Source organism: Geothrix limicola (assembly GCF_030268085.1).
Lineage (GTDB): Bacteria > Acidobacteriota > Holophagae > Holophagales > Holophagaceae > Geothrix > Geothrix limicola.
Genome location: NZ_BSDE01000002.1, coordinates 74,828 through 97,794 on the forward strand (window position 1 = coordinate 74,828; position 22,967 = coordinate 97,794).

A 22,967-nucleotide genomic window follows, 5' to 3' on the forward strand; every position below is an offset into this window, starting at 1 on the left:
AATCACCCGGCGGACATCCAGCGGGCCGATACTCACCGGGCCATTGAGACCGTCTGGCGCATGGAATCCGCCCGCCTCATCGCGGGCCTCGCCCGGATGGTGCGTGACCTCGGCCTCGCCGAGGAACTGGCCCAGGACGCGCTCGTGACCGCCCTCGAGCAGTGGCCCGAGTCGGGCGTTCCCGACAACCCGGGCGCCTGGCTCATGGCCGCGGCCAAGCGCCGCGCCATCGACCGATTGCGCCGCCTCAAGCTGATGGAACGCAAACACGAGGAACTCGGGCGGGAGATGGAAACCCTGCAGGAGGCCATGGTGGACTTCGAGGCCGGGCTCGACGATCCCATCGGCGACGACCTGCTGCGGCTCGTCTTCATCTCCTGCCATCCCCTGCTCTCCCCCGAAGCCCGCGCCGCGCTCACGCTGCGGCTGCTGGGGGGCCTGACCACCGAGGAGATCGCGCGGGCCTTCCTCTGCCCCGAGCCCACCATCGCCCAGCGCATCGTGCGCGCCAAGCGCACCCTTTCGGAGGCGCGGGTGCCCTTCGAGGTGCCTCGCGGCGCCGGGCTGTCCGCGCGGCTCGCCTCCGTGCTGGAAGTCATCTACCTGATCTTCAACGAGGGCTACTCGGCCACCGCCGGTGAGGACTGGATCAGGCCCGCGCTGTGCGAGGAGGCCCTGCGCCTGGGGCGCATCCTGGCGGAACTCGCGCCCCGGGAACCCGAAGTCCACGGCCTCGTCGCCCTCATGGAGATCCAGGCCTCGCGCCTGCACGCGCGGGTGGGGCCCACCGGGGATCCGATCCTGCTGCTCGACCAGAACCGCGGAAAATGGGACCAGCTCCTCATCCGCCGGGGCCTCGCCGCCCTCGACCGGGCCGGGAAGCTGGGCGGCACGCCCGGCCCCTACGCGCTGCAGGCGGCCATCGCCAGCTGCCACGCCCGCGCCCGCACGGCCGCGGAGACGGACTGGGCGCGCATCGCGGCCCTCTACGGCGAGCTCGCGCGCACCAGCCCCTCCCCGGTGGTGGAACTCAACCGCGCCGTGGCCCTGGGCATGGCCTTCGGCCCCGCCGCGGGGCTCGAAGCCGTGGAGGCTCTGGTCGATGAGCCCACGCTTCGGGGCTACCACCTGCTGCCGAGCGTGCGCGGGGATCTTCTCGCCAAACTGGGCCGCGCCGAGGAAGCCCGGGCGGCCTTCGAGCAGGCCGCCGCGCTCACCCGCAACGCCCGGGAACGGGGCTTCCTGCTCGAACGGGCCGCCGCCTGCCGGGGCTCCGAAACCTAGACCTGCCTCAGTTCTGATCCCACCGACTCACAGGAGCCATCGATGCCCTACATGCTGCTGATCATGGAACCCCGCGGCCAGCGCGCGGAGCGCGGCGAGGAGGCAGGCCACGCCGTCTATGAGCGGATGGTCCGCTTCTCGGAGGATCTGAAAAGCCGCGGCCTGCTCATGGCCACCAATTCGCTCCACTCGGACCGCGACGCCGTGCGCGTGCAGGTGCGGGACGGCAAGACCTCGCTGCTCGACGGCCCCTTCGCCGAATCCAAGGAGATGGTCGGCGGTTTCTTCTACCTCACCTGCGAGACCCGGGCCGAGGCCATCGCCATCGCCCAGACCTGCCCCGCCGCCGAGTGGGCCACCGTCGAGGTGCGCGAGACCGGCCCCTGCTACGAAGGCGCCTGAAGGCCGCGATCCCGGGGCCTTCGCCGACCCTGACCCGCCGTTCGCCGGTTCCCGCTCAGGCCTAAGGCACCTGGAACGTAACTTGGGCATCGACGGAGGCTCCCATGCCGATGCTCTCGCCCCCTCATCCCGGTTTCTTCGGTGTCCTGGCCTCCCGGCGCGCCTACACGACCCTGCTCTACCTGCTGCTGTCCATGGCCACGGGCATCTTCGCGTTCACCTTCGCGGTGACTGGCCTCTCGCTGAGCCTGGGCCTGGCCATCCTCATCCTCGGCATCCCCGTGATGGCGGCCTTCCTCGGCGGCACGCGATTGCTTTCCGTGGGCGAACTGCACCTGCTCAAGGCCCTCGTCGGGGCCGAAGGCTCCGAGGCCCCGCATCTGCTGCCGCGCGGCGAAGGTTTCTGGGCCCGCCTGAAGGCCCTGGTCGCCGATCCCCGCACCTGGACGAGCCTGCTCTACTTCCTGCTGCTCCTGCCGCTCGGCATCCTCTACTTCACGCTGATGGTCACCAGCCTCTCCGTGAGCCTCAGCCTGCTGCTGGCGCCCTTCGCGCGGCTGTTCGAGGCCATGGGCTGGTTCAGGGGGTGGTTCAGCGCGGATCTGGGCGGCTTCGGATGGACCTTCCTCCACCCGAACCTGACGGCGTTCCTCTGCGGCCTGGCGGGCCTCGCCCTCGTTCCCCTCACCTTCCACCTGGCCCTGCTCCTGGGCCGCTTCCAGATCTGGCTGGCCCGGCACCTGCTGGTCCGCACCTAGCTCCACCTTCCTTTCGAAAGGCATCCCATGACCACCGACACCACGCAGAACCGCACCCGCACCGAGGAATTCAAGCTCGATGGCGGCAAGGTGCTGGACAAGATCAAGGAGCTGATCCACCAGGGCAACATCCGGCGGATCACCCTGAAGAACGAAAGCGGCAAGACCCTCATCGAAATCCCGCTGACGCTCGGCCTCGTGGGCGCCGCGCTGCTGCCGGTCTTTGCCGCCGTGGGCGCCCTGGCCGCCGTCGCCACGCGCATGGTGATCGTCGTCGAGAAGACCGAGGACTGAAGCCTTCGCGCTCAGTTCGTCGCGCGCCGCAGGGCCACCAGGGTGAGGTCGTCGCCGCAGGTCGTGCCCCGCAGGTAGCGCGCCAGGTCGTCCCGGCAGGCGGCCAGCAGGTCGGGCAGCGGCAGGGTCATGCTCCGTTTCAGGGCGGCGGCGGCCCGGCCGATGCCGAACTCGCGGGTGTCCCGGGCGGCCTCGGTCCAGCCATCCGTGTAGAGCAGCAGGGTCTGCCCCGGGGCCAGCGTCAGCTCCCGTTCGGCGTAGAGGGAGTCGCAGAAGAGGCCCAGCGGAAGGCCGCCGCCCTCGATGGGACGCACGCCGCGACCATCGGCCAGCAGGGGCCGCGGGTGCCCCGCGTTGGCGATGGAGAAGCGGCCCTCCGAAGCCAGGCGCAGCGCCGCCAGCGTCGCATAGCTCACCGACGAAGTGGCCTCGGCGAAGAGTTCGTTGGCCCGCTTGAACAGGTCCGGAAGGGGCTGCCCCGTGGGCACGAGGGCCCGGAACAGGGCGTGCAGGTGGGACTGCAGCAGGGCCGCCGCCACGCCCTTTCCCGACACATCCCCCAGCACGAGGTGGAGGGGCTGCCCCGGCGCGGCGGGCGGGATGAAGTCCACGTGATCGCCGGAAACCACGCCCCGCGGCTCCCAGTGGTAGGCCACCTCCCAGCCCGCCTGGATCAGGTGGGGCGGCGGCAGTAGCGTGCGCTGCACCTTCCCCGCGGCTTCCAGATCGCGCTCGAGGCCCCGGCGCTCGGAATCCGACAGGCAGGACAGGCAGACCGTCACCAGGGGATCGTCCGCCAGGCGCGCGGGGTTCATCGGATCGTGGCAGACCGCGCACAGGCCCCAGGTGCCCACTTCGATGGCGCCGATGGCCGCGTCCACCTTACGCATGAGGTCGGCCCACCGGTGTTCGTTCCGCGCCGAGGCCAGGCCCGCGAGATGATCCCTTCGCGCCATGAGCCGCTCGAGGGTGCGGGTCTCCAGGGGCGTCATGGGCGGCTCCCCCGGGCCGCCTCCGCCTGCTTGCGCAGCAGCGCGATCTGGCCCGCGTGGTAGGCGTTGTGCTGCAGCGTGCCCAGCAGCAGCCCCCGGATCGTCGTGTCCGAGCCCGGCCTCGCCTCGTCGAGGGCCCCTTCCTCCAGTTGCTGCACCGCCGTCCGCAGGCCGCAGTGGGCCTCCTCCAGGGCCGCGCCGAGGGCCTGCCAGGCGGCTTCGGTATCCGGCTCAGAAGCTCCCCAGTCCGCGCCGGGCTCACCGGGAGATCCGGGCCCGCCGAGGATCTGCCTCCGGGCATCCTCCATCCAGTAGCGCAGGTGGCCGACGATCTCGGCGATGGAATGGCCGGCCGGCCCGGGGCGCCACTGGGCCATGGCCCCATCCACGCCGGCGAGGAGTTCCATCAGGGCCGGGCCGTGCCAGGCGCCGCCCTGGAAGGCCCGCTCCAGCTGGTCCGCCAGCCTGGTGGGCGCGAGGTCCTGGGTCATGACTAACCTCCTTGAGGCTTGATATGGGTTAATATGAGCCTATTCTTTAACCTGTCAACTGGTCTTGACCGGTTAGCATTCACCCATGGACACCGCCCCCACCCAGGCCAGCCCCGAAGGCGCCTTCGAGCTCTCGGGGGGGGATCTCTGCCTGGATTTCGCGAACACCTGGGGGGACCGAAGCCGCCCGGAGACGGATCTCCTGGAGAGCTACCCGCAGCTCCTCGCCTTCGCCCGCCAGACCGCCTCGCTGAGCCCGGAGGCCATCCGCGCCCTGGAGGCCCGCGCCAAGCCCCCAGGCGCGAACGTGGCGATGCGCACCGCCCGCGCCTTCCGCGAGGCCCTCTACGGCATCTTCTCCGCCCGGGCCCAGGGCCTGGAGGTTCCAACCCAGGACCTCGCCTGCCTGAACCGCCTGCTGCGGGAGGCCCTCCCCAACCTCTGCCTGGTCTGCGAGGGCGCCGGATCCGCCTGGCAATGGCGGGAGGAGGCGCGCCATCTCACCTCGCCCCTCTGGCCCATCGCCCGGGCCGCGGCGGAGCTGCTGACCCGGGACCCCTCCGTCCCGGTGCGGGAATGCGGAGGCTCGCAGTGCACCTGGCTCTTCCTCGATTTCAGCCGCGGCCGCTCGCGCCGTTGGTGTTCCATGAGCAGCTGCGGCAACCGCGAAAAGGCACGCCGCCACTATCACCGCACAAAAGGCAGGGAGTCCGGGCTATGAAGGCTCAGGCGAAGGCCCAGGCGCGTCCTGGCTCCGGGTAGGCCGGGCTCCGTCCTACACTGGCCGAAGCCCCCGGAGCCCCCGTGTCCTATCCCCACCTGCTGGCCCCCCTCGACCTCGGGTTCACCACCCTGCGCAACCGCGTGCTCATGGGTTCCATGCACACGAACCTGGAGGAAGCCAAGGACGGCTTCGCCAAGATGGCGGCCTTCTACGCGGAACGCGCCCGGGGCGGCGTGGGCCTCATCGTCACGGGCGGCATCGCGCCGAACCTGCGGGGGCGCCTCACGCCCTTCGGATCCCAACTCTCCTGGCCCTGGCAGGTGGGCAAGCACCGCAAGGTAACCGAGGCCGTGCACGCGGCGGGCGGGAAGATCGCCCTGCAGATCCTCCACGGCGGGCGCTACAGCTACCACCCCCTCAGCGTGGGCCCCTCGTCCGTGAAGAGCCCCATCACGCCCTTCAAGCCCCGCGAACTGAGCGCCCGCGGCGTGCGCGCCACCATCCGCGACTATGCGCGCTGCGCCCTGCTCGCCCAGCGCGCGGGCTACGACGGCGTGGAGATCATGGGCAGCGAGGGCTACCTCATCAACCAGTTCATCGCGGCACGCACCAACCGCCGCACGGATGCCTGGGGCGGCAGCTTTGAACACCGCATGCGCTTCCCCGTCGAAGTGGTGAAGGCCGTGCGCGCCGCCGTGGGGCCGAACTTCATCCTCATCTTCCGCCTCTCCATGCTCGACCTCGTGCCCGACGGCAGCAGCTGGGAGGAGGTGGTGCAGTTGGCCAAGGCCATCGAGGCCGCCGGCGCAACAATCCTCAACACGGGCATCGGCTGGCACGAGGCCCGCGTGCCCACCATCGGCGCCATGGTGCCCCGCGGCGCCTACGCCTGGGTGACGAAGAAGCTCAAGGGCGAGGTGAAGATCCCCCTCATCACCACGAACCGCATCAACACGCCCGAGGTGGCCGAGGAGATCCTCGCCGGCGGCTGCGCCGACATGGTGAGCATGGCCCGCCCCCTGCTGGCCGATCCCGACTTCGTGAAGAAGGCCGAAGAGGATCGCGCCGCCGACATCAACACCTGCATCGCCTGCAACCAGGCCTGCCTGGATCACGTCTTCGAGCAGAAGCGCGCCACCTGCCTCGTGAACCCCCGGGCCTGCTTCGAGACGGAACTGGTCTTCGAACCCGCCATCGCGCCCAAGCGCATCGCCGTCGTCGGCGGCGGAGCCGCGGGCCTGAGCTTCGCCTGCCACGCCGCCGAACGCGGCCACGTCGTGACCCTCTTCGAGGCCGCCTCGGAGCTGGGCGGCCAGCTCAACCTCGCCAAGCGCGTGCCCGGCAAGGAGGAGTTCTATGAAACCCTCCGCTACTTCGGCCGCCGCCTCGCCGCCGCGGGCGTGACCCTGCGCCTGGGCGAAGCCGCCACCGTGGAGGCGTTGGCGGAATTCGAGGAGGTCGTCCTCGCCACGGGCGTGCGGGGCCGGGTACCGGACATCCAGGGCATCGACCATCCCAAGGTCATCAGCTATCCGGACCTGCTCTCGGGCCGGAAGGTGGCGGGACAAAGGGTCGCCATCATCGGCGCCGGCGGCATCGGCTTCGACGTGGCCGAGTTCCTCGTGCACGGAAATCATGCCCCGTCGGTGCAGCGCTACCTGGGCGAATGGGGCGTCGACGCGAACCACAGCCACCGGGGCGGCCTGCTGCCCGCGCCCGAGCCTTCCGAGCCGGCCCGTACCGTCTACCTCCTGCAGCGCAAGACCGACCGCATGGGGGCGGATCTGGGCAAGACCACGGGCTGGATCCACCGCGCCACCCTCAAGGCCATGAAGGTGAAGATGCAGGGCGGCGTCCACTACGAGCGCATCGACGATGAGGGCCTGTGGATCCGCGACGGCAAGGACGCCGGATCGAAGTGCCTGGCCGTGGACAGCGTCATCCTCTGCGCGGGCCAGGTCTCCGTGCGCGACCTCGTGGAACCCCTCGAAGCCGCCGAGAAGCCCATCCACCTCATCGGCGGCGCCGACCTCGCCGCCGAACTCGACGCCCAGCGCGCCATCCGTCAGGGCGCCGAGCTGGCGGCGAGGATCTAGGCTCCCTTCACGCCCTGCAGGCGGCGCAGGGCAAGGGCGCGGCAGGAATCCGGGTCCTCCCCCTTGTCAGCCGGCGCCTGGGCAATGGCCCGCTCGAAGCATGTCCGGGCCACCTCCGGAACACCCAGGTGTTCCGCGATCCGCCCGAGAACGTACCACTCGTTCGTTCCGACTTCTTCGGAAGCCTTGAGCTCGATCTCCTGGGTCAGGGCCTCTTTGGCTTCGGACGTCCGCCCCAGCTCCGCCAGGATGGTCGCGAGGGTATGCATGTCCGAAGCATTCTTGTGGCCTTGCGTGGCCGTCCGGATCAACTCGAGGCTCTGGCTGGTCACGGATTCGCGCACGACATGGCTCCATGCCAGATTGTTGTAGTCCATCCCTTCGGCCCGACCCCGATCAATCTGATCCTGAAGCCCCTGCTCCATATCCATGCGGCGCCCCAGACCCTTCAGGGCCATGTACTGCCCTTCCCGGAATCGTCGCTGGTCGGGGTATTCCTTGGACCACGCATCGGAGAATCGCAGCAATTCGTCCCACCGTTGGTTGCCCACGAGGGAGCCCATCCGCATCCCGGCGGCGGAGAGAGAGGTGGGATGAGCCTTCAGGAGGGTCTCACTCAAGGGCAGGGTTGTCGGCCAATCGTTGCGGCTCATGGCCCCGACCAACGAGGCCGTGTCGATCCATTCGGCCAGGTGCACGTTCGCCGGGTCCTTTCTCGCCGTCTCCAGGATCGACCGCATCCGGGAGTCGTTCTCCCCGAGCAGAAGGATGGCCGCGGCCAGTCTCGCGGCTTTCGCATCCCCGCCCTGCCCTTTGGACCAGAAACGCGGGAACAAGGGCCCGGCCAGGGGGTCATCCGCGGGAGGGGCCCCCATCAATTGCCGGGCCTGGTCCAACCAGGCCTGGGCGCGAGGAAGGTTGCCCTGATCCAGGGACCACAACGCCTCCAAGCCGATGGGGGCGAAGGTGCTCGTGGAACCGACCACCCGGTACCCCGATGGCGTGGGCGTCACGAAGAAGGCCTGAACTTCCGTCCCCAGGCCTCGCACCTGCACCCGATATCCCCACGAGTCATTCCCATCCACAGCCATCTGGGCCAGCGAAATCGCCAGGTCCCCCATGGCCTCGGGGGGAAGGTCGACGCCTCTGAGGAGGTTCCGAACGGTGCCTCCCAGGTCGGTCGCCTTTTCCTGATCGAGCTGCGCGACGATCGCGGGGGAGAACAGTCCGCGGAGTCGCTTCAAATCAGTGGATTGGCGGAGAACCGTCAGCATGAACTGGCGAACCACCCCGGCGGGATCCTTCCGGTCTCCATCATCGGGCTCCACCTTCCGCACCCGGCTGAGCAACTCGACTCGACTCCTGATTTGACTCATCTGGTCCGAGCCGTTGCTGCCTTCCTGCAACAGCCGGGTGGCCTCAGGGTATTTCCGCAGGCGGATCAGCTGATCGGCTGCATTCACCAGGGCGGCTCGACGGACAGCAGGGTCGGTGAAGAGGCGGGAAGCCTCCGCTATGGCCTGGTCCACACCCTGGAGGGTGACCAACCCGACCACCAGCCATGTATCCCGGAGGGTCGCCTGAGCCATGCCTCGGGCCAGATCCACCGACTCTTGATAGCGCCCTCGTTTGGCCAAGGTGAGGACTAGGTTCTTATCCAGGTTGTGGTTCTTCAGTTCGTCCCGGATCTCCTGGTATTCGCGAATGGAGGCATCCAAATCGGCGCCTGCCCCGTACCTCACCCCTTCGGCGTTGTACTCCAGCAGGATCGCCAAGTCCCCTCGGATGCTGTAACTCTTCGGATCCAGCGTTTTCGCCTGGCGATAGGCCTCCGTCGCCCCCTTCAGGTCCCACCCTTTTCCAAACCGTCGACCCACCAAGTCATGCTGCAGGATCCAGCCAAGGGCCTCTTGGGCCGGAGCCGATTTGGGGTCGAGGTGAATGGCGTTCCGGGCCTCCTGCCGCGCCGCTTCACCCAGCCCCGCGGCGAGGAAAGCACGGGCGATGCGTGTGTGGGGCGAGGCCGAGCCCGGACGGGCCTGAACGAGCCTGCGGAACTCCGCGATGGCCTCCTTGATGCGGCCCGCCGCGAGATGTGACTCACCGACCTGGTTGAAGGCCACCTGCAGAACCTTCTCGTCCCCGAAGGCCTTGAGACCCTTCAGGGCCGCGTTCACGTCCCCGGCCGTCCATCGCCTATTTCCCACGCTCATCCGGAACTCGACCAGCACCGTCTCTTGGGGCCCCTTCTTGAAGGTCATGGAAAGCGCCCCAGGACCAAATGGGATGACCCGATCCGACGGCAGTACGTCGAGCTCGTAACCGAGAGGTGTGTGGATCTTGTAGATCAACTCCTGCGTATAGGGCTCCGGCAGATAGAAGTCCGCCTTCCGCACCGGCTCCTCATCTCCTTCCTTCTGCCCGTCCTTGAGCGCCCGGAGCAGGCGGGTCACCATCGACCACGGGTTGACGGCGACGGTCGCGCGCTCCGCATCGAGACGCACGGAGGGGGTCTCCTGGATTTCCAGATCCAGCTCGAAAGGCCGGGACAGGTCCCTTCCTTCGGTGTACCGCGCCGTTCCGATGGATTTGGCCGTGAAGGAATTCTTCGCATATTCAAGCAGGGATTCCCGAACCTTCTTCTCGTCGTTCCGACTGTAGTCGGATCGGTAGCGCTCTTCGAACCAGCCGCCGGCCCGGGTGGTTTCCCGGATGGTTCCCGGCCCCGATTCGGAGAAGGTCACATCCCGGATTTCCCGCTGCCAGTTCTCCTCGGCCCGAAGTTCCGGAATGCGAGTGAGGCCCACCGTCTCGGGCGAGGCCACCATGGCCAGCCGTCCCTCCACGCCGTAGACGGGAGCGCCCGCGCGCGTGAATTCAGCGGTGGCGTCGATCCACGCCGGCTTCTCGCCCGGAAGGTAGACGATCGCGTGATTGAACCCCGAACTGCCCGGCATGTCCGGATCGACATCCGGGGCGGTTCCGGATCTCAGCAGCGCCACTTCCGCGGGAATGCCCGCCGCCCTGAGGAGACAGATCAGGAGGGTGGATTTATCTTTGCAATCGCCGAATCCGCGCCGCAGGGTTTCCGAAGGACGGGCCGGCACGATGGCCGCATCGCGGAATTCCACGCCCGTGTACCGGATGTCCCGGTGCAGGCGCTGAAGGATCTTGGCGATCTTCTCTTCCCGCTGCGTGGCGCCGCCCAGGGTTTCCGATACCCAGGCGGAGAGGTCCACCCCTTCGATCTGCTTCTGGACGATCTCCGCATATTCTCGGGCCGAAGCCGACCAGGAGGGTACGGTGGAATACCTCAGTTCGGGCGTAAGGGCGAGATCAAGCGGAAGGTGGGCTTCAGCCTCCTTTACCGCCTCTTGGGGGCCGAGGTCGAGACTCACCGTGGTCCATTCCCCATTCGTGCGCTTGTCCGCCTGAACGCCCGACAATCCGACCAGCTTGAACGCGAAGGCGCCCTTCGAAGGCACCGTCAGCTCCACCCGCGTGCGCGTCACGGGGACATTCTGGATGAGCCCGATGCGTCCTCGGACACCGGCCTTGGAGAAGGGTTCCTTCTCCCAGTAGCGGATGAACACCTCCGCAAGCGCCCCCTTCGACAACTTGGGCAGGGGGCCGCGAAGGTGGCGGCGATCCCCAAACACGGTCGCATCCGGGTCCTCCGCGCCGTACTCACCCAGCGTCTTCGGATCCAGCAGGTGCACTTGGCCATCCGGTGTGATGACGCGGGCCTGGATCTCCGGCCTGGCCTCGAACCAGGGTGACCACTCGGCGCTGACGGAACTCCAGGATTCGATGGCGGATTCCCGATCGATCCGGAAGACATACCGGTAGCGGATTTCTCGCCGCCCCTCGGCATCGACGCGCACCACATGCTCCTCGAGCAACTCGACGACCGCGGCCCCCTCTTTCTGGGGCTGGCGGGCCGAGGCTGCCAGCAGCGCCGCCGGTTCTCCAGTCAGAGGTTCGGCCATCTCCCAGGCCACCGGGGCCGCCCCACTTGATCCCGAGATCAAGGGCAGAGTCATCAGAAGGGCGAATAAGGGCCCGCGGAAGCATCCCATCGGCTGATTCTCCAAATGGACCCACCGGGTCCAGGCTGGTTCGTTGATATGCAGGTCTTCAGTGTACCCAGGGGTCCGGGTGTGCCAATCCTGGATTCACCCTTGGCGTATCGGAGGTGGGCGAACCGTCTGACCATCCCTCCCATGAGGCAGGGCCTGCCCGGGATCAGACCGGTTCTGGCACCCTGGGGGCATGGCCACCCTGCCCCTCCTCACCGCGCCCCAGGCCCAGAGATTGTTCCTCGGAGCCCAGGGTCTGCTCGACGATCCCGCGCGCAAGGCCACGCCGGCCTCGCTGCAGAAGCTCGTCGAGCGTCTGGGCTTCGTGCAGGTGGATACCATCAATGTCCTCGCGCGGGCCCATGACCTCACGCTGTTCAGCCGCCTGGACGGCTACCGGCCCGAGCACCTGAAGAAGCTGCTGGAGGGCAAGCGCAGCCTCTTCGAGGCCTTCACCCATGACGCATCGGCCATCCCCACGGCCTTCTTCCAGCACTGGAAGCCGCGCTTCGAGCGCGACCGCGCGCGCATGCACGCCCACGCCTGGTGGCAGCACCACTTCCGCGGCACCGAGGGCGCCCGGGTGGTGGCGGACGTGAAGGCCCGCATCGAGCGGGAGGGCCCACTCAAGTCCTCGGATTTCGAGCACCCCGAAAAGCGCGGTCCCTGGTGGGGCTGGAAGCCGCAGAAGGCCGCGCTGGATTTCCTGTGGCGCAGCGGCGAGCTGATGGTGCCCCGCCGCGAGGGCTTCCAGAAGGTCTACGACCTCACGGAGCGGGTGCTGCCCGAGCATCACGGCCTGCCCTGCCCCGATCCCTCGGAGCACCTGGAGTGGGCCTGCGCCAGCGCCGCCGAGCGGCTCTGGGTCTTTACACCCAAGGAGCTGGCGGATTTCTGGGCCAGCATCGAGGCCCCCGAAGCCAAGGCCTGGTGCGCCGCCGCGGCCAAGGCCGGACGCATCGTGCCCGTGGAGGTGGAGGACGTCGACGGCACCCGGCGGCCGGCCTTCGCCCTCAGCGACTGGCAGACGCGGCTCGCCAAGCTGCCCGAGGCGCCCGAGCGCACGCGGCTGCTCTGCCCCTTCGATCCCATCCTGCGCGACCGCACGCGGGCCCTGCGCCGCTTCGGCTTCGACTACCGGTTCGAGGCCTTCGTGCCCGAGCCCAAGCGGCAGTATGGCTACTTCGTCCTGCCCATCCTCGAAGGCGACCGCCTCGTGGGCCGCCTCGATCCCAAGCTGCACCGCGACCGCGGCCTGCTGGAGATCAAGGGCCTCTGGTGGGAGCCGGGCATCCGCCCCACCAAGGCCCGCCAGCGCGCCCTGGACGAGGCTCTGCAGGAGCTGGCGACCTTCGTCGGGGCCGACGACATCCAGCGGCCCGCCTGACCGCGCTATCCTGGGCCTCATGTCCGCGCCTAAGAACCCCCTTCTGGATCGCCTGCACAGTGCCCAGGGTCTTTCCACCAGCCAGCGCCAGATCGCCGATTGCCTCATCGCCAACATGAACGAGGCGCCGCTTTGGGGAGTCGAGGAGCTGGCGGAGAAATCCCAGACCTGCGTGGCCACGGTGGTGCGCTTCGCCAAGAAGCTGGATTACTCGGGCTACCTGGAGATGCGCAAGGCTCTCGTCAGCGCCGCCAAGAAGCACTACGGCCGCGGCGAGCAGCTGCTGCAGGCCCCCGTGCGCGCTTCCGCCACCCTGCTGGAAGTGGCCCGGCGCGACATGAAGAACATCGAAACCCTGGTGCAAGCCGTGAACGAGGACCTGCTCCAGCGGGTGGTCAAGCAACTGAAGGGCAGCCGCCTCAGGCTGGCCATCGGCGATGGCGTCTCGGCCCTCATGGCGCGGCAGCTGGCCTACCTGCTCATCAACACGGGCCTGCCGGTCATGGAGGGCAACCCCGCCGACTTCGCCACCCAGGTGGGGATGCTGGACAGCAAGGACCTGCTCATCGCCATCAGCATCAACCCCTACACCCAGGAAACCCTCGATGCCGCCGCCTACGCCCGCAAGCGGGGCGTGCCCGTGCTGGCCTTCACGGACAACCTGAATTCGCCCCTGGCCAAGTCCGCCACCCTGGCCCTGCCCATCCCGGGCGAAAACCTGCTCTTCTCGCACAGCGTCACGGCCTTCGGGGTCCTCGCCCACGCCATCGCCACCTCCATCGCCAGCCAGGCCCCCCAGCGGGCCCTGAACAAGCTGCGCGAGGTGGAGCGCGTCGCCCGCCACAAGTTCGCCAAGACCTAGGGCGCAAAACCAAGACGGGCGCGGGTTCCGGCTCGCCATCCAAAGATGGCGCAGGGACGTTTTATGAGCATGATGAAAAAAAACTTGACTCACTTTTGATAAAAGCACTACTTTTTGGTCACTCATTTCAATCAACCTTCGGAGGCTCGATGACTAGGATCTCTGGCAGTTCCAGGTTCAGTGCGCTCGTCCTGGCCCTCGTGGCCTGTCCCGCGGCCCTGGTCGCCCAGGGCACCACCACCTCGGCCCTCACGGGCGTGGTCCTCGACCAGACGGGAAAGCCCCTTCAGGGCGCCCTGGTCCGGGTGACTTCCGACTCGCTCATCGGCGGCGCCCGCTCAGCGGCCACCGCCGAGAACGGGCGCTACCGCATCCCGATGCTCCCCCCGGGCCGGTACGCCATCACGGTGGAAGCCAAGGGATTCCCCACCCAGAAGGTGAACGAGGTCGCCGAGCTCGGCAAAACGACCACCGTCGACTTCCGCCTGGCTCCCGAGACGACGGCGGTCGTCGAGGTGGTGGCCCAGGCGGGCGCAGGCGAGATGGTGTCGACCATGACCCGGAACTTCCGGGCCGAGGACATCGAGTACCTCCCCATCAAGCGGGACATTGCGGGCATCGCGGCCCTGACCCCCGGCATCAACCTGACCCCCGGCAGCCAGGCGCGCGTCTCCGCCTCGGGCTTCGGCGGCGATCGCGACAATGCCAATGCCTACCTGATCAACGGCATCAACGTGGGCGACTCCTCGGCCGGACAGGCCTGGGTGCAGGTGAATCCCGACTGGTTCGAAGAGGTCCAGATCGGCGGCATCGGCGCCGGGGCGGAGTTCGGCGGATTCTCCGGCGCCTACTTCAACGGCATCATCAAGAAGGGCGGCAACCAGTTCACGGGCTCCCTGGCGGGCTACTACCAGAAGGACAGCTGGAGCGCGGCCCTCAACGCCCCGGACCCCTCTGCGCCCGATCTCATCGTGCGCAAGGTGGGCGACACGGCTTCGGACCTGGCCCTGAACGTGGGCGGTCCCATCATCGCCGACAAGCTCTGGTACTTCTTCTCCGTCGAATCCATCTCCATCGAGCGCACGCCCGTGGGCAGCCCGGTCTCCGAAAAAAGGTCGACGCCCCGAGCCATGGGCAACCTCACCCTGCAGGCCACGCCCACGTCCACGCTATCCCTGTTCATGGACTACGACACCGTGGAGACGGATCACCGCGGCGCCAGCCGGGTGCTCGCGGCCGAAGCCACCCGCAAACAGAACGGCCCGAACTTCACCTTCGGCCTCGAGTGGATGCAGACCCTCAACAGCAACATGGTCCTCACCCTCCGGGCCAGCGGTTACAACGGCATCGATGATCACAAGGCCTACAACGGCGAGAACTACTCCCTCTACATCGACGGTACCGTGCCCGTGAATCCCGCCATCCCGGAATACGGGCCCCACGTGGGCTACGAGCAGATCAACAACGCCTACCAGGCCTTCGAGAACACCCGCAGCCGCCTGGGCCTGCAGGGCTCCCTGGACTGGTTCATCCCGTCCGGCGCAGGCTCCCACGCCCTCAAGTTCGGCTTCGATGTGGATCACGCGCGGGACCGGGAAAGGACCTGGTATCCCGGCGGCATCTCCCTGAACGCCCTGGCCGACGGCGACACCATCTATACGGACTTCGTCCAGGTGGGCGGGGGCTGGGATTTCGATACCAACCTGAACCGCAGCGCCCTCTTCGTGCAGGACACCTGGACCCTCAACGATCAGCTCACCCTGCGCCCGGGCATCCGGTTCGAGGAATTCAAGGGCGGGGATCAGTGGAAGACCTCCACCGTCGCACCCAGGTTCGGCTTCACCTGGAACCCCGATGCGGCCAAGACCATCGCCATCAAGGGCCATCTGGGCCGCTACTACGACGGCCTTTCCGGAGCCAACTATGATCGTGCCATCCCCGGGGCCTACCCCCTCGAGAAGCGCTACTGGTGGCCCAATTACGACGACGCCCAGGCGGTGGTTCTCCACAACCTGACCAACCCCCTGGCGGAGTATCCTCTGCCGGTCATGAACGATTCCACCTTCCGCAACGCCGTCACCGAACGCAGCAGCCTCGACCCCAACGTCAAGCAGCCCTACTTCGATGAAGTCCAACTCGCCGTGGAGAAGCGGTTCGGCAAGAACTGGGTCGTGTCGGCGAACTACGTGAACCGGAAGGGCAAGGACCTGCTGGCCCGCTTCGATCACACGCCCCTGCCGGGCACCACCACCTCCGTGACCAATCCCCTGACCGGCGAGGTCCTGACCTTCGCCCGGCCTGGCGTGAACGCGGATGGATCGCACGACTACTACATCACCAACGACCCGGACGCCAAGCGCAACTACACCGCCACGACCCTCTCCGTGGACGGACGCTTCACGGCGGACTGGGATGTGAACTTCAGCTACACCAAGGCCAGCAACAAGGGCAACCTCCTGAAGTCGAACGGCTACTCCTCCGGCCGGGAGTGGATCGGATCGATGTACAACAACTACGGCAACCTGCCCGGCACCAACGACGACGAATACAAGCTCCGCACCTCGTACAAGATGCCCTGGGGCACGCGGCTCTCCGCCAGCTTCGTCTACCTCAGCGGCCTGCACTACACCCGCAACATCCGCACCTCGCGGCTCACCAACCGCGAGTACTACTACGTCAACATCGAACCCCTCGGGGCCAGCACCTACGACGCCCGCCGGCTGCTGGACCTCCGCGCCTCCCACCGGTTCGCCCTGGGCAAGAAGACCGCCGTCGAACTGTTCGTGGACGTGTTCAACGTCCTGAACAACACCGCCGTCGTCGAACGGGGCACGCGCTACGACAGCGCCTACTACAACGTGATCTTCGACCAGGATTCGCCCCGCACCTTCCGCCTCGGCGCCAAACTCCAGTTCTGACCTTGCAGCCCAACGGCGATTGAAACCAGCGGCGGGAGCGCCCAGGCGCCCCCGCCGTCCTGTGGTGGGATGGATCCATGAAACGTTTTCTTTGCTTCCTTGTCCTGGCGGCTCTGAGCCTGAACGCGGCGAACCCGGCCCCAAAAGGCACCCTGGTCATCGTCGGGGGCGGCGGGATGCCGCAGGAGATCCTGGATGCCTTCCTCCAGGCTTCCGGCGGCCGGGGCGGCGTCGTGGGCATCATCCCCACGTCGACCAGCGATCCCGACGGCGCCCTGAAGGAATGGAAGGCGGATCTCGACAAGGCCGGCCTCACTTGCGTTGCCCTGGACGTCCGCACCCGGGAGGACTCGTCCAGGAAGGATCTTTTGGATCAGGCCGCCCGCTGCACCGGGTTCTGGTTCTCGGGGGGGGACCAGAACCTGGTGGGTGACAAGATCGTCGGAACGCCGCTGCAGCGGGTCGTGCTCGCCCGCTATGCCGAGGGGGCCGCCATCGGCGGTACCAGCGCGGGGGCCGCCATCATGTCCAAGGTCATGCTCACGGGCGAAGACCGGAATGGGCAGGAAGCCCTTTCGGAATTCGGCCCCGGGGCCTACCGCACCCGCGAAGGCATGGGCTTCCTTCCGCAAGGCGTGGTGGTGGACCAGCACTTTCTCCGCCGGGGGCGGGAGAACCGGCTCTTCAGCGTCCTCATGGAGCACCCCGATCACCTCGGCCTGGGCATCGACGAGGCCACGGCCCTGGTTGTGAAGAATGGCCGGGCCACCGTGCTGGGGCAGCGTTCCGTGATGGTCTTCGATCCCGCGGGCATGACGTCGAACGGCGCGGCCTTCCAGAACCTCCGCATCCACCTGCTGAAGGCCGGGCAATCCATCGATCTGGCCAGCCGCAAGGTGAGCCAGTGAAGCCTGGCCTCATGCTGCTCCTTGCCGCCTCCCTCGCCGCGGCCGCCGGGCAAGCGCCCTTTCCCGCGGATCATCGCGCCCTGCGCCGCACGGTGTCTTACGAGGAGATGTCCACCTTTCTCGAGTCTGTGGCGAAACCCGGATTCATCACCGTCACCGAGGAGGGCTGCAGCACCCAGGGCCGCAAACTCTACCTGGTGCATCTCAAGCGGGGCGGCGTGAAGGCCCGCTTCAAGGTCTTCTACTACGCCCAGCAGCACGGCGACGAGGTGGCGGGCAAGGATGCCCAGCTCACCCTCATCCGCGACATCGCCGAACATCCCAACCTGCTGCCGGAGGACGTGGACCTCTACCTCATGCCCATGGTCAACCCCGATGGCGCCGAGGTCCACCAGCGCGTCAACGGCGCGGGCGCGGATCTGAACCGCGACCACCTGCTGCTGGCCCAGCCCGAAACCCAGGCCCTGCACCGCGTGGCCCGGCGCATCCGCCCCCACCTGGCCGTGGACAGCCACGAATTCGGCCGCGATGGCGAGGACTACACCAGGCGCGGCTGGGAGGCCTGGCCCATCATCACCATGGATGCCTGCAACCATCCGCTGATCGCCGATTACCTCAAGCGCGCGGCCCTGGATGCGGTGAAGGCCGCCGCGCCCCTGCAGCAGAAGGCGGGCCACGCCTACCAGCGCTACACCGTGGGCGGCCCGCCTCCGGACGCGGAGATCCGCCCCTCGACGTCCGAGGTGGACGATGGGCGCAACGGCATGGGCACCCTGGGCGCCCTCTCCTTCATCATCGAATCCGGCGTGCGCCACCATGCCGCCGATCCCCAGGCGGACCTGGGCGAACGGGTGGACGGCTACCGCATCCTCTACCGGTACCTCCTGGGCACGCCCGCCTGGCGCCAGCGCATCCGCGCACTCGTGGAACGGGCCCGCCGCGAGCCGCTGCCTCCCTTCATCGCCACCAACACCTTCTGGGCCAACCTGGGCGGCAAGGTGAGCGCCGTGAAGGTGCGCGAGGTGGCCTCGGGCCAGGTGCTGGAGATCCCCACGGCCAACGCCATGACCGATCTGGTGGTGAAGGCCAGCGTGCCCACACCCAGGGCCTACGCCATCGACGCGGCGGCGGCCGCCCGGTTCATCCCTGTGCTGAAGGCCCAGGGGCTGAGCTTCGAGACCCTCGCCGCACCGCGCCGCGTCCAGATCGAACGCGTGAAGCTGATCCGCCTCGAAGAACCCTACGACGAGCTTTACCAACGGTACAAGGACCGCCAGATCGTCGCGCGCCAGCCCCGCGCCGAGGCGGAACTGCCCGCCGGCACCCTCCTCGTGCCGCTGGACCAGGACCTGGCCCGCCGCGCCATCCAGGTGCTGGAACCCTGCCTGCTCTACGGGCTCTACGGCTACCCTGGTTTCCGCGAGCTGGCCCAGCCCGGCGCCGACCTGCCCGTGTCCCGCCTCTTCTGATCCGTTCCGGGCCGCCGGGCCCGGCTGGAGTGCCCATGCTGTTCCTCTTCAAGCACGCCGATGTCTACAGCCCCGAATCCGGGGGCCGCTGCGACCTGCTCGTGGGCGGCGGCAAGATCCTCCGCATGGAGCCGGACATCCGCATCTCCCGCAAGTACTGCGACGTGATCGATGCCCGCAACCTGCGCGCCGTGCCCGGCTTCATCGATGGCCACGTCCACATCATGGGCGGCGGCGGCGAGGGCGGCTTCGCCACCCGCACGCCGGACCTGCCCCTCACGGATGCCATCCAGGGCGGCGTCACCACTGTGGTGGGTTGCCTGGGCACGGATGGCTACACCCGCAACATGGCGGGCCTGCTGGCCAAGGCCAAGGGGCTCGACGAGGAGGGCCTCAGCACCTTCGTCTATTCGGGCTCCTACGGCCTGCCCCTGCGCACCCTCATGCCCAGCCTCGAGGAGGATCTGCTCTTCATCGACAAGGTCATCGGCGCGGGCGAGGTGGCCCTTTCGGATCACCGCTCGAGCCAGCCCAGCTTCGAGGCCTTCGCCCAGGTGGTGGCCATGGCGCGGCGGGGCGGCATGCTGTCGGGCAAGGCGGGCATCGTGAACGTGCACCTGGGCGATGGGCCCCGCGGGCTCGACTTCCTGCGCCGCGTCCTGGCCGAAACCGAACTATCCGCCCATCAGATGCTCCCCACCCACATCAACCGCAATCCGCGCCTCTTCGAAGAGGGCATCGCCTACGCCAAGGGCGGAGGCTTCGTGGACTTCACCACCTCGACCCTGGCCTCGTACCTGGATGATGGCGAGATCCCCTGCGCCAAGGCCCTGCGCCGCATGCTGGAGGCGGGCGTGGATCCCGGCCAGATCACCTTCACCTCGGACGGCCAGGGCAGCCTGCCGGACTGGGACCAGAACGGCCGCCTGCAGGACATCTCCGTGGGCCGCGTCCAGTCCCTCTACCAGGCCGTGCGCCAGGCCGTGCAGGAGGAGGGCGTGCCCTTCGACACGGCCCTCCGGGTCATTACTTCGAATCCCGCCCGCATCCTCAAACTGAAAACCAAGGGGCGCCTGGCGCCGGGCATGGATGCCGACATCGTGCTGCTGGATCCCAGCGATCTGACGGTGCGCACCGTGATGGCCAAGGGGCGGCTGCTGATGAAATCGGGCAAGCTGCTGGCGAAGGGATTGTTCCAGTGAATGCCCGCGAACGCGCCTACCGCAAACCGACTGCCCCTGCTCCTGCACCAGCGCCTGCCGCTCCGGCGGGTCTGAAGATGCCCCACACCCTGGTCATCGTGGCGGCCCTGATCGTCCTGGTGCTGCTGCTCTCCTGGCTGGTGCCCTCCGGTGAATTCCAGCGCATGGAGAAGCTGCTGCCCGACGGCGGCCGCCTGAAGGTGCCCGTGGACGGCACCTACCAGCAGCTGCCCAAGACCTACCTGGGCCTGCACACCCTCTTCCTCGCGCCCATCAAGGGCTTCCTCGACGGGGCAGGACTGATCTCCTTCCTGCTCATCATCGGCGGCAGCTTCGGCATCTTCCAGGAGACCGGCGCCGTGGAGCAGGGCATCAAGCGGCTCACGGTGCATGTGCGCCGCCACCCCTGGCTGGAGACGCTGTTCATCCCCGTGCTCATGACCGTGTTCTCGCTGGCCGGGGCCGTCTTCGGCATGGCCGAAGAGCTCATCCCCCTCGTCCTGATCTTCATCGCCCTGGCCCGCGCCCTGGGCTACGACTCCATCGTGGGCACGGCCATCCCCTTCCTGGGCGCCGCCGCCGGCTTCGCTTGCGCCTTCTTCAATCCCTTCACCGTGGGCGTGGCCCAGGGCATCGCGGGCGTGCCCATCTACTCGGGCCTGGCCTACCGCGTGGGCGCCTGGGTGGTGGCCACCGGCGTCGTCATCACCTACGTGATGGTCTACGCCGCCAGGATCAAGAAGCATCCGGAGCTGAGCCCCGTGCGCGACCTCGACCTGGCCCGGGAGAGCCACGCCTCGGGCCCGGGAGATGCCTGGAACACCACGCACATCCTGGCCCTCCTCACCTTCCTGGGGGCGCTCATCCTGCTGGTCTACGGTGTGCTGAAGCACCACTGGTACCTGGAGCCCATCGCGGCGCTGTTCCTGGGCATGGGCATCCTCATCGGCCTCATCAGCCGCATGGGCCCGAGCGACATCGCCCGCCACTTCGTCACCGGCGCCAAGGACATGGTGGGCGTGGTCTTCATCGTGGCCTGCGCCCGCGCCCTGCTCGTCATCGCCAACGATGCGCGGATCATGGACACCCTGCTGCTCTACGGCTCCTCGGCCATCAAGGTGCTGCCCAAGGCCATGACCGCCCAGGTGATGTTCCTGCTGCAATGCGGCATCAACTTCTTCATCCACTCGGGCACCTCCCAGGCCGCCCTCACCATGCCCGTGCTGGCGCCGCTCTCCGACTTGGTGGGCATCACGCGCCAGACCTGCGTCTACAGCTTCGCGCTGTCGGAGCTGATCAACCCCATCCTGCCCACCAGCGCCGTGACCATGGGCGTGCTGGGCGCCGCGAAGATCCCCTGGGAACGCTGGGCCCGCTGGTTCCTGCCTCTCATGCTCATCCTCGTGGCCCTGGCCTTCCTGCTGCTGGTGCCCCCCACCCTGCTGTTCCACTGGGGCCCTGTGTGAGGCCCATTCTGTGGCCTGGCGCCGCCCTCCTCCTGGGCTGCCTCGTCACCTTCGCGGCCGCCCAGGAGCCCGGCGCCGACTTCCTCCGGGTGCGGCGGGCGGAAGCCCTTCCCGCACCGCTGAGCGCGGCCCTGGAGGGGCTGGATACGGCCCGGATCATCCAGCACCTGGCCTTTCTCACGGATCCCCGGAGGCAGGGTCGCGGCCTCGGCACCGAAGGCCTGGATGCCACGGCCCGGTACCTGGCCGGGCAACTGAAAACCATCGGCATTCCGGCCCTGGGGCCTTCGTATATCCAGCCCGTGCCCCTGCGGGAGGTGCGGCCTGGCCGCGGCCAGATCCGCCTGAGCGCGGGCTCGGTCACCTGCATTTTCGAGGCGGGGCGGAATGCGGTGCTGCCCCAGGTGGAACCCGGCCACCTCTCGGGTTCGGCCGTGTTCGCGGGCTACGGCATCCAGGAGCCCGCCCTCCACCATGACGATTTCCGCGGCCTCGACGTCCGGGGGAAGGTCGTCGTCTTCCTGGACGGCCTGCCCGACGGAACTCGCTGGCAGACGCCCGAACTCCGCGAGCGCTACGCCTCGGCCCGCCCCGCGGACCGCTACGACACCCGCCTGGCCCTGCTGGAGAAGCTGGGTGCCAAGGCCGCCATCGCTCTGGAAGAAGGGCTCGGCGCGCGCATCGCCGCGGGCAAGGAATCCGCTCTGCCCTACTTCCTGGCCGCCCGCGGCGTGCCCCGCGCCGGCGAGCCGCCCCTCGCCCGCGTGGCCCTGACGGAAGACCTTCGTACGCTCGTTTTCAGCGGAAGGGTCGGAGAGGCCGACCTTCACATCCGCGGCCACGTGCGGGAGCTCCTGAGCGACAACGTGATCGGTGTGCTCAAGGGCTCGGATCCCCAGCTGAACCGCGAGGCCATCCTCATCGGCGCCCACATGGATCACCTGGGCATGCCCAACGGCATCCTGCATCCGGGCGCAGACGACAACGCCTCGGGGGTTTCCGCCCTGCTGGAGATCGCGCGGGTCCTGGCCGAAAGCCCCGTCCGTCCCCGGCGGACGCTCCTCTTCGCCTTCTGGACCGGCGAGGAGGAAGGCAAGTTCGGATCGGGCCACTACACCCGTCACCCCCGTTGGCCCCTGGCCGCGACCAGGGCCTACCTGAACCTGGACATGATCGGCCACCCCTGGACCCAGGCAGACCTCGGCGCCCTGCTGGCCGCGTCAGGAGTGAAGGACCCGAAGGCCTTTCTGGAGGGCCTCGATCCGGCCGCCTTCGCGGAGCCCGGCCTGCCTCCGGGCCATCGGGAGTTGGCGCCCCTCCTCCTTCAAGCGGGCCGCGGCACCGGCATGTCCCTGCACCTGGACTGGACCGATGGCCGCCACGGCGGCAGCGACTACCGGGATTTCGCGCGACTCGGCCTGCCCTTCCTGCGCTTCTTCGGCAGCTACTTCCCCGAATACCACCGGCCCGGCGACACCCTCGACAAGCTCGACCCCGACCAGGTGAAACGCATGACCAGGCTGGTGCTGGCCACAGCCTGGCTGCTGGCGGATCGCTAAGGCAGGGAAAGCCTTTTGAAACCACGGATGAACACGGATGAACTCAGATGCGGTTCCTATCTGTGTCCATCCCACC

At 68.1% G+C, this 22,967-nt stretch carries 17 protein-coding genes; 14 read left to right on the forward strand and 3 right to left on the reverse strand.

The window, feature by feature from the left end; all coding sequences use genetic code 11:
* Positions 1 to 60: 60 nt before the first annotated feature.
* The 4 genes from QSJ34_RS06105 (at position 61) to QSJ34_RS06120 (ending at position 2,738) form a co-directional block, all read left to right on the forward strand.
* Complete coding sequence (locus QSJ34_RS06105) at positions 61 to 1,284, forward strand: RNA polymerase sigma factor (protein ID WP_420798832.1); 1,224 nt, start codon at positions 61 to 63, stop codon at positions 1,282 to 1,284.
* Positions 1,285 to 1,326: 42 nt separating this feature from the next.
* Positions 1,327 to 1,686: a YciI family protein gene (locus tag QSJ34_RS06110; RefSeq protein WP_285571760.1), complete on the forward strand. Its 360-nt coding sequence runs from the start codon at positions 1,327 to 1,329 to the stop codon at positions 1,684 to 1,686.
* A gap of 104 nt (positions 1,687 to 1,790) precedes the next feature.
* Positions 1,791 to 2,444: a sensor domain-containing protein gene (locus QSJ34_RS06115; protein WP_285571762.1), complete on the forward strand. Its 654-nt coding sequence runs from the start codon at positions 1,791 to 1,793 to the stop codon at positions 2,442 to 2,444.
* 27 nt (positions 2,445 to 2,471) lie between these two features.
* Complete coding sequence (locus QSJ34_RS06120) at positions 2,472 to 2,738, forward strand: DUF4342 domain-containing protein (RefSeq protein WP_285571764.1); 267 nt, start codon at positions 2,472 to 2,474, stop codon at positions 2,736 to 2,738.
* An 11-nt stretch (positions 2,739 to 2,749) separates the two neighbouring features.
* Here the strand turns inward: QSJ34_RS06120 and QSJ34_RS06125 are convergent, their stop codons facing one another.
* Positions 2,750 to 3,730, reverse strand: a complete 981-nt coding sequence (locus tag QSJ34_RS06125) for a SpoIIE family protein phosphatase (protein WP_285571766.1) — start codon at positions 3,728 to 3,730, stop codon at positions 2,750 to 2,752.
* Positions 3,727 to 4,221 carry a DinB family protein gene (locus tag QSJ34_RS06130; protein ID WP_285571769.1) on the reverse strand — a complete coding sequence of 165 codons (495 nt, stop codon included), beginning with the start codon at positions 4,219 to 4,221 and terminating at the stop codon, positions 3,727 to 3,729. The genes QSJ34_RS06125 and QSJ34_RS06130 overlap by 4 nt, the downstream gene beginning before the upstream one ends.
* 85 nt (positions 4,222 to 4,306) lie before the next feature.
* Here QSJ34_RS06130 and QSJ34_RS06135 point away from each other — a divergent pair, with 85 nt between their 5' ends.
* Entirely contained in the window at positions 4,307 to 4,942 is a 636-nt protein-coding gene (locus tag QSJ34_RS06135; RefSeq protein WP_285571772.1) for a CGNR zinc finger domain-containing protein, read from the forward strand.
* Positions 4,943 to 5,025: 83 nt separating this feature from the next.
* Positions 5,026 to 7,041, forward strand: a complete 2,016-nt coding sequence (locus QSJ34_RS06140; protein WP_285571774.1) for an NADPH-dependent 2,4-dienoyl-CoA reductase — start codon at positions 5,026 to 5,028, stop codon at positions 7,039 to 7,041.
* Here the strand turns inward: QSJ34_RS06140 and QSJ34_RS06145 are convergent.
* Entirely contained in the window at positions 7,038 to 11,030 is a 3,993-nt protein-coding gene (locus tag QSJ34_RS06145; protein ID WP_285571776.1) for a DUF3857 domain-containing protein, read from the reverse strand. The genes QSJ34_RS06140 and QSJ34_RS06145 overlap by 4 nt on opposite strands.
* 283 nt (positions 11,031 to 11,313) lie before the next feature.
* Between QSJ34_RS06145 and QSJ34_RS06150 the strand changes: the two genes are divergently transcribed.
* The 8 genes from QSJ34_RS06150 (at position 11,314) to QSJ34_RS06185 (ending at position 22,891) form a co-directional block, all read left to right on the forward strand.
* Positions 11,314 to 12,507, forward strand: coding sequence for a winged helix-turn-helix domain-containing protein (locus tag QSJ34_RS06150; protein ID WP_285571778.1), 1,194 nt, complete (start codon positions 11,314 to 11,316; stop codon positions 12,505 to 12,507).
* Between the two features lie 19 nt (positions 12,508 to 12,526).
* Positions 12,527 to 13,369, forward strand: coding sequence for a MurR/RpiR family transcriptional regulator (locus QSJ34_RS06155; protein WP_285571784.1), 843 nt, complete (start codon positions 12,527 to 12,529; stop codon positions 13,367 to 13,369).
* A 149-nt stretch (positions 13,370 to 13,518) separates the two neighbouring features.
* The gene (locus tag QSJ34_RS06160) at positions 13,519 to 16,287 is read left to right on the forward strand and encodes a TonB-dependent receptor (protein ID WP_285571788.1); all 2,769 of its coding nucleotides are present in this window, start codon (positions 13,519 to 13,521) and stop codon (positions 16,285 to 16,287) included.
* A 77-nt stretch (positions 16,288 to 16,364) separates the two neighbouring features.
* Positions 16,365 to 17,195: a cyanophycinase gene (locus tag QSJ34_RS06165; RefSeq protein WP_285571791.1), complete on the forward strand. Its 831-nt coding sequence runs from the start codon at positions 16,365 to 16,367 to the stop codon at positions 17,193 to 17,195.
* An 11-nt stretch (positions 17,196 to 17,206) separates the two neighbouring features.
* Complete coding sequence (locus QSJ34_RS06170; protein WP_285571794.1) at positions 17,207 to 18,664, forward strand: M14 family zinc carboxypeptidase; 1,458 nt, start codon at positions 17,207 to 17,209, stop codon at positions 18,662 to 18,664.
* 35 nt (positions 18,665 to 18,699) lie between these two features.
* Complete coding sequence (iadA, locus tag QSJ34_RS06175) at positions 18,700 to 19,866, forward strand: beta-aspartyl-peptidase (protein WP_285571797.1); 1,167 nt, start codon at positions 18,700 to 18,702, stop codon at positions 19,864 to 19,866.
* A gap of 77 nt (positions 19,867 to 19,943) precedes the next feature.
* Complete coding sequence (locus QSJ34_RS06180; RefSeq protein WP_285571799.1) at positions 19,944 to 21,332, forward strand: YfcC family protein; 1,389 nt, start codon at positions 19,944 to 19,946, stop codon at positions 21,330 to 21,332.
* A complete protein-coding gene (locus QSJ34_RS06185) occupies positions 21,329 to 22,891 on the forward strand; it encodes a M20/M25/M40 family metallo-hydrolase (protein WP_285571803.1) in 1,563 nt (520 codons plus the stop codon). Before QSJ34_RS06180 ends, QSJ34_RS06185 begins: the two co-directional genes overlap by 4 nt.
* Positions 22,892 to 22,967 lie beyond the last annotated feature (76 nt).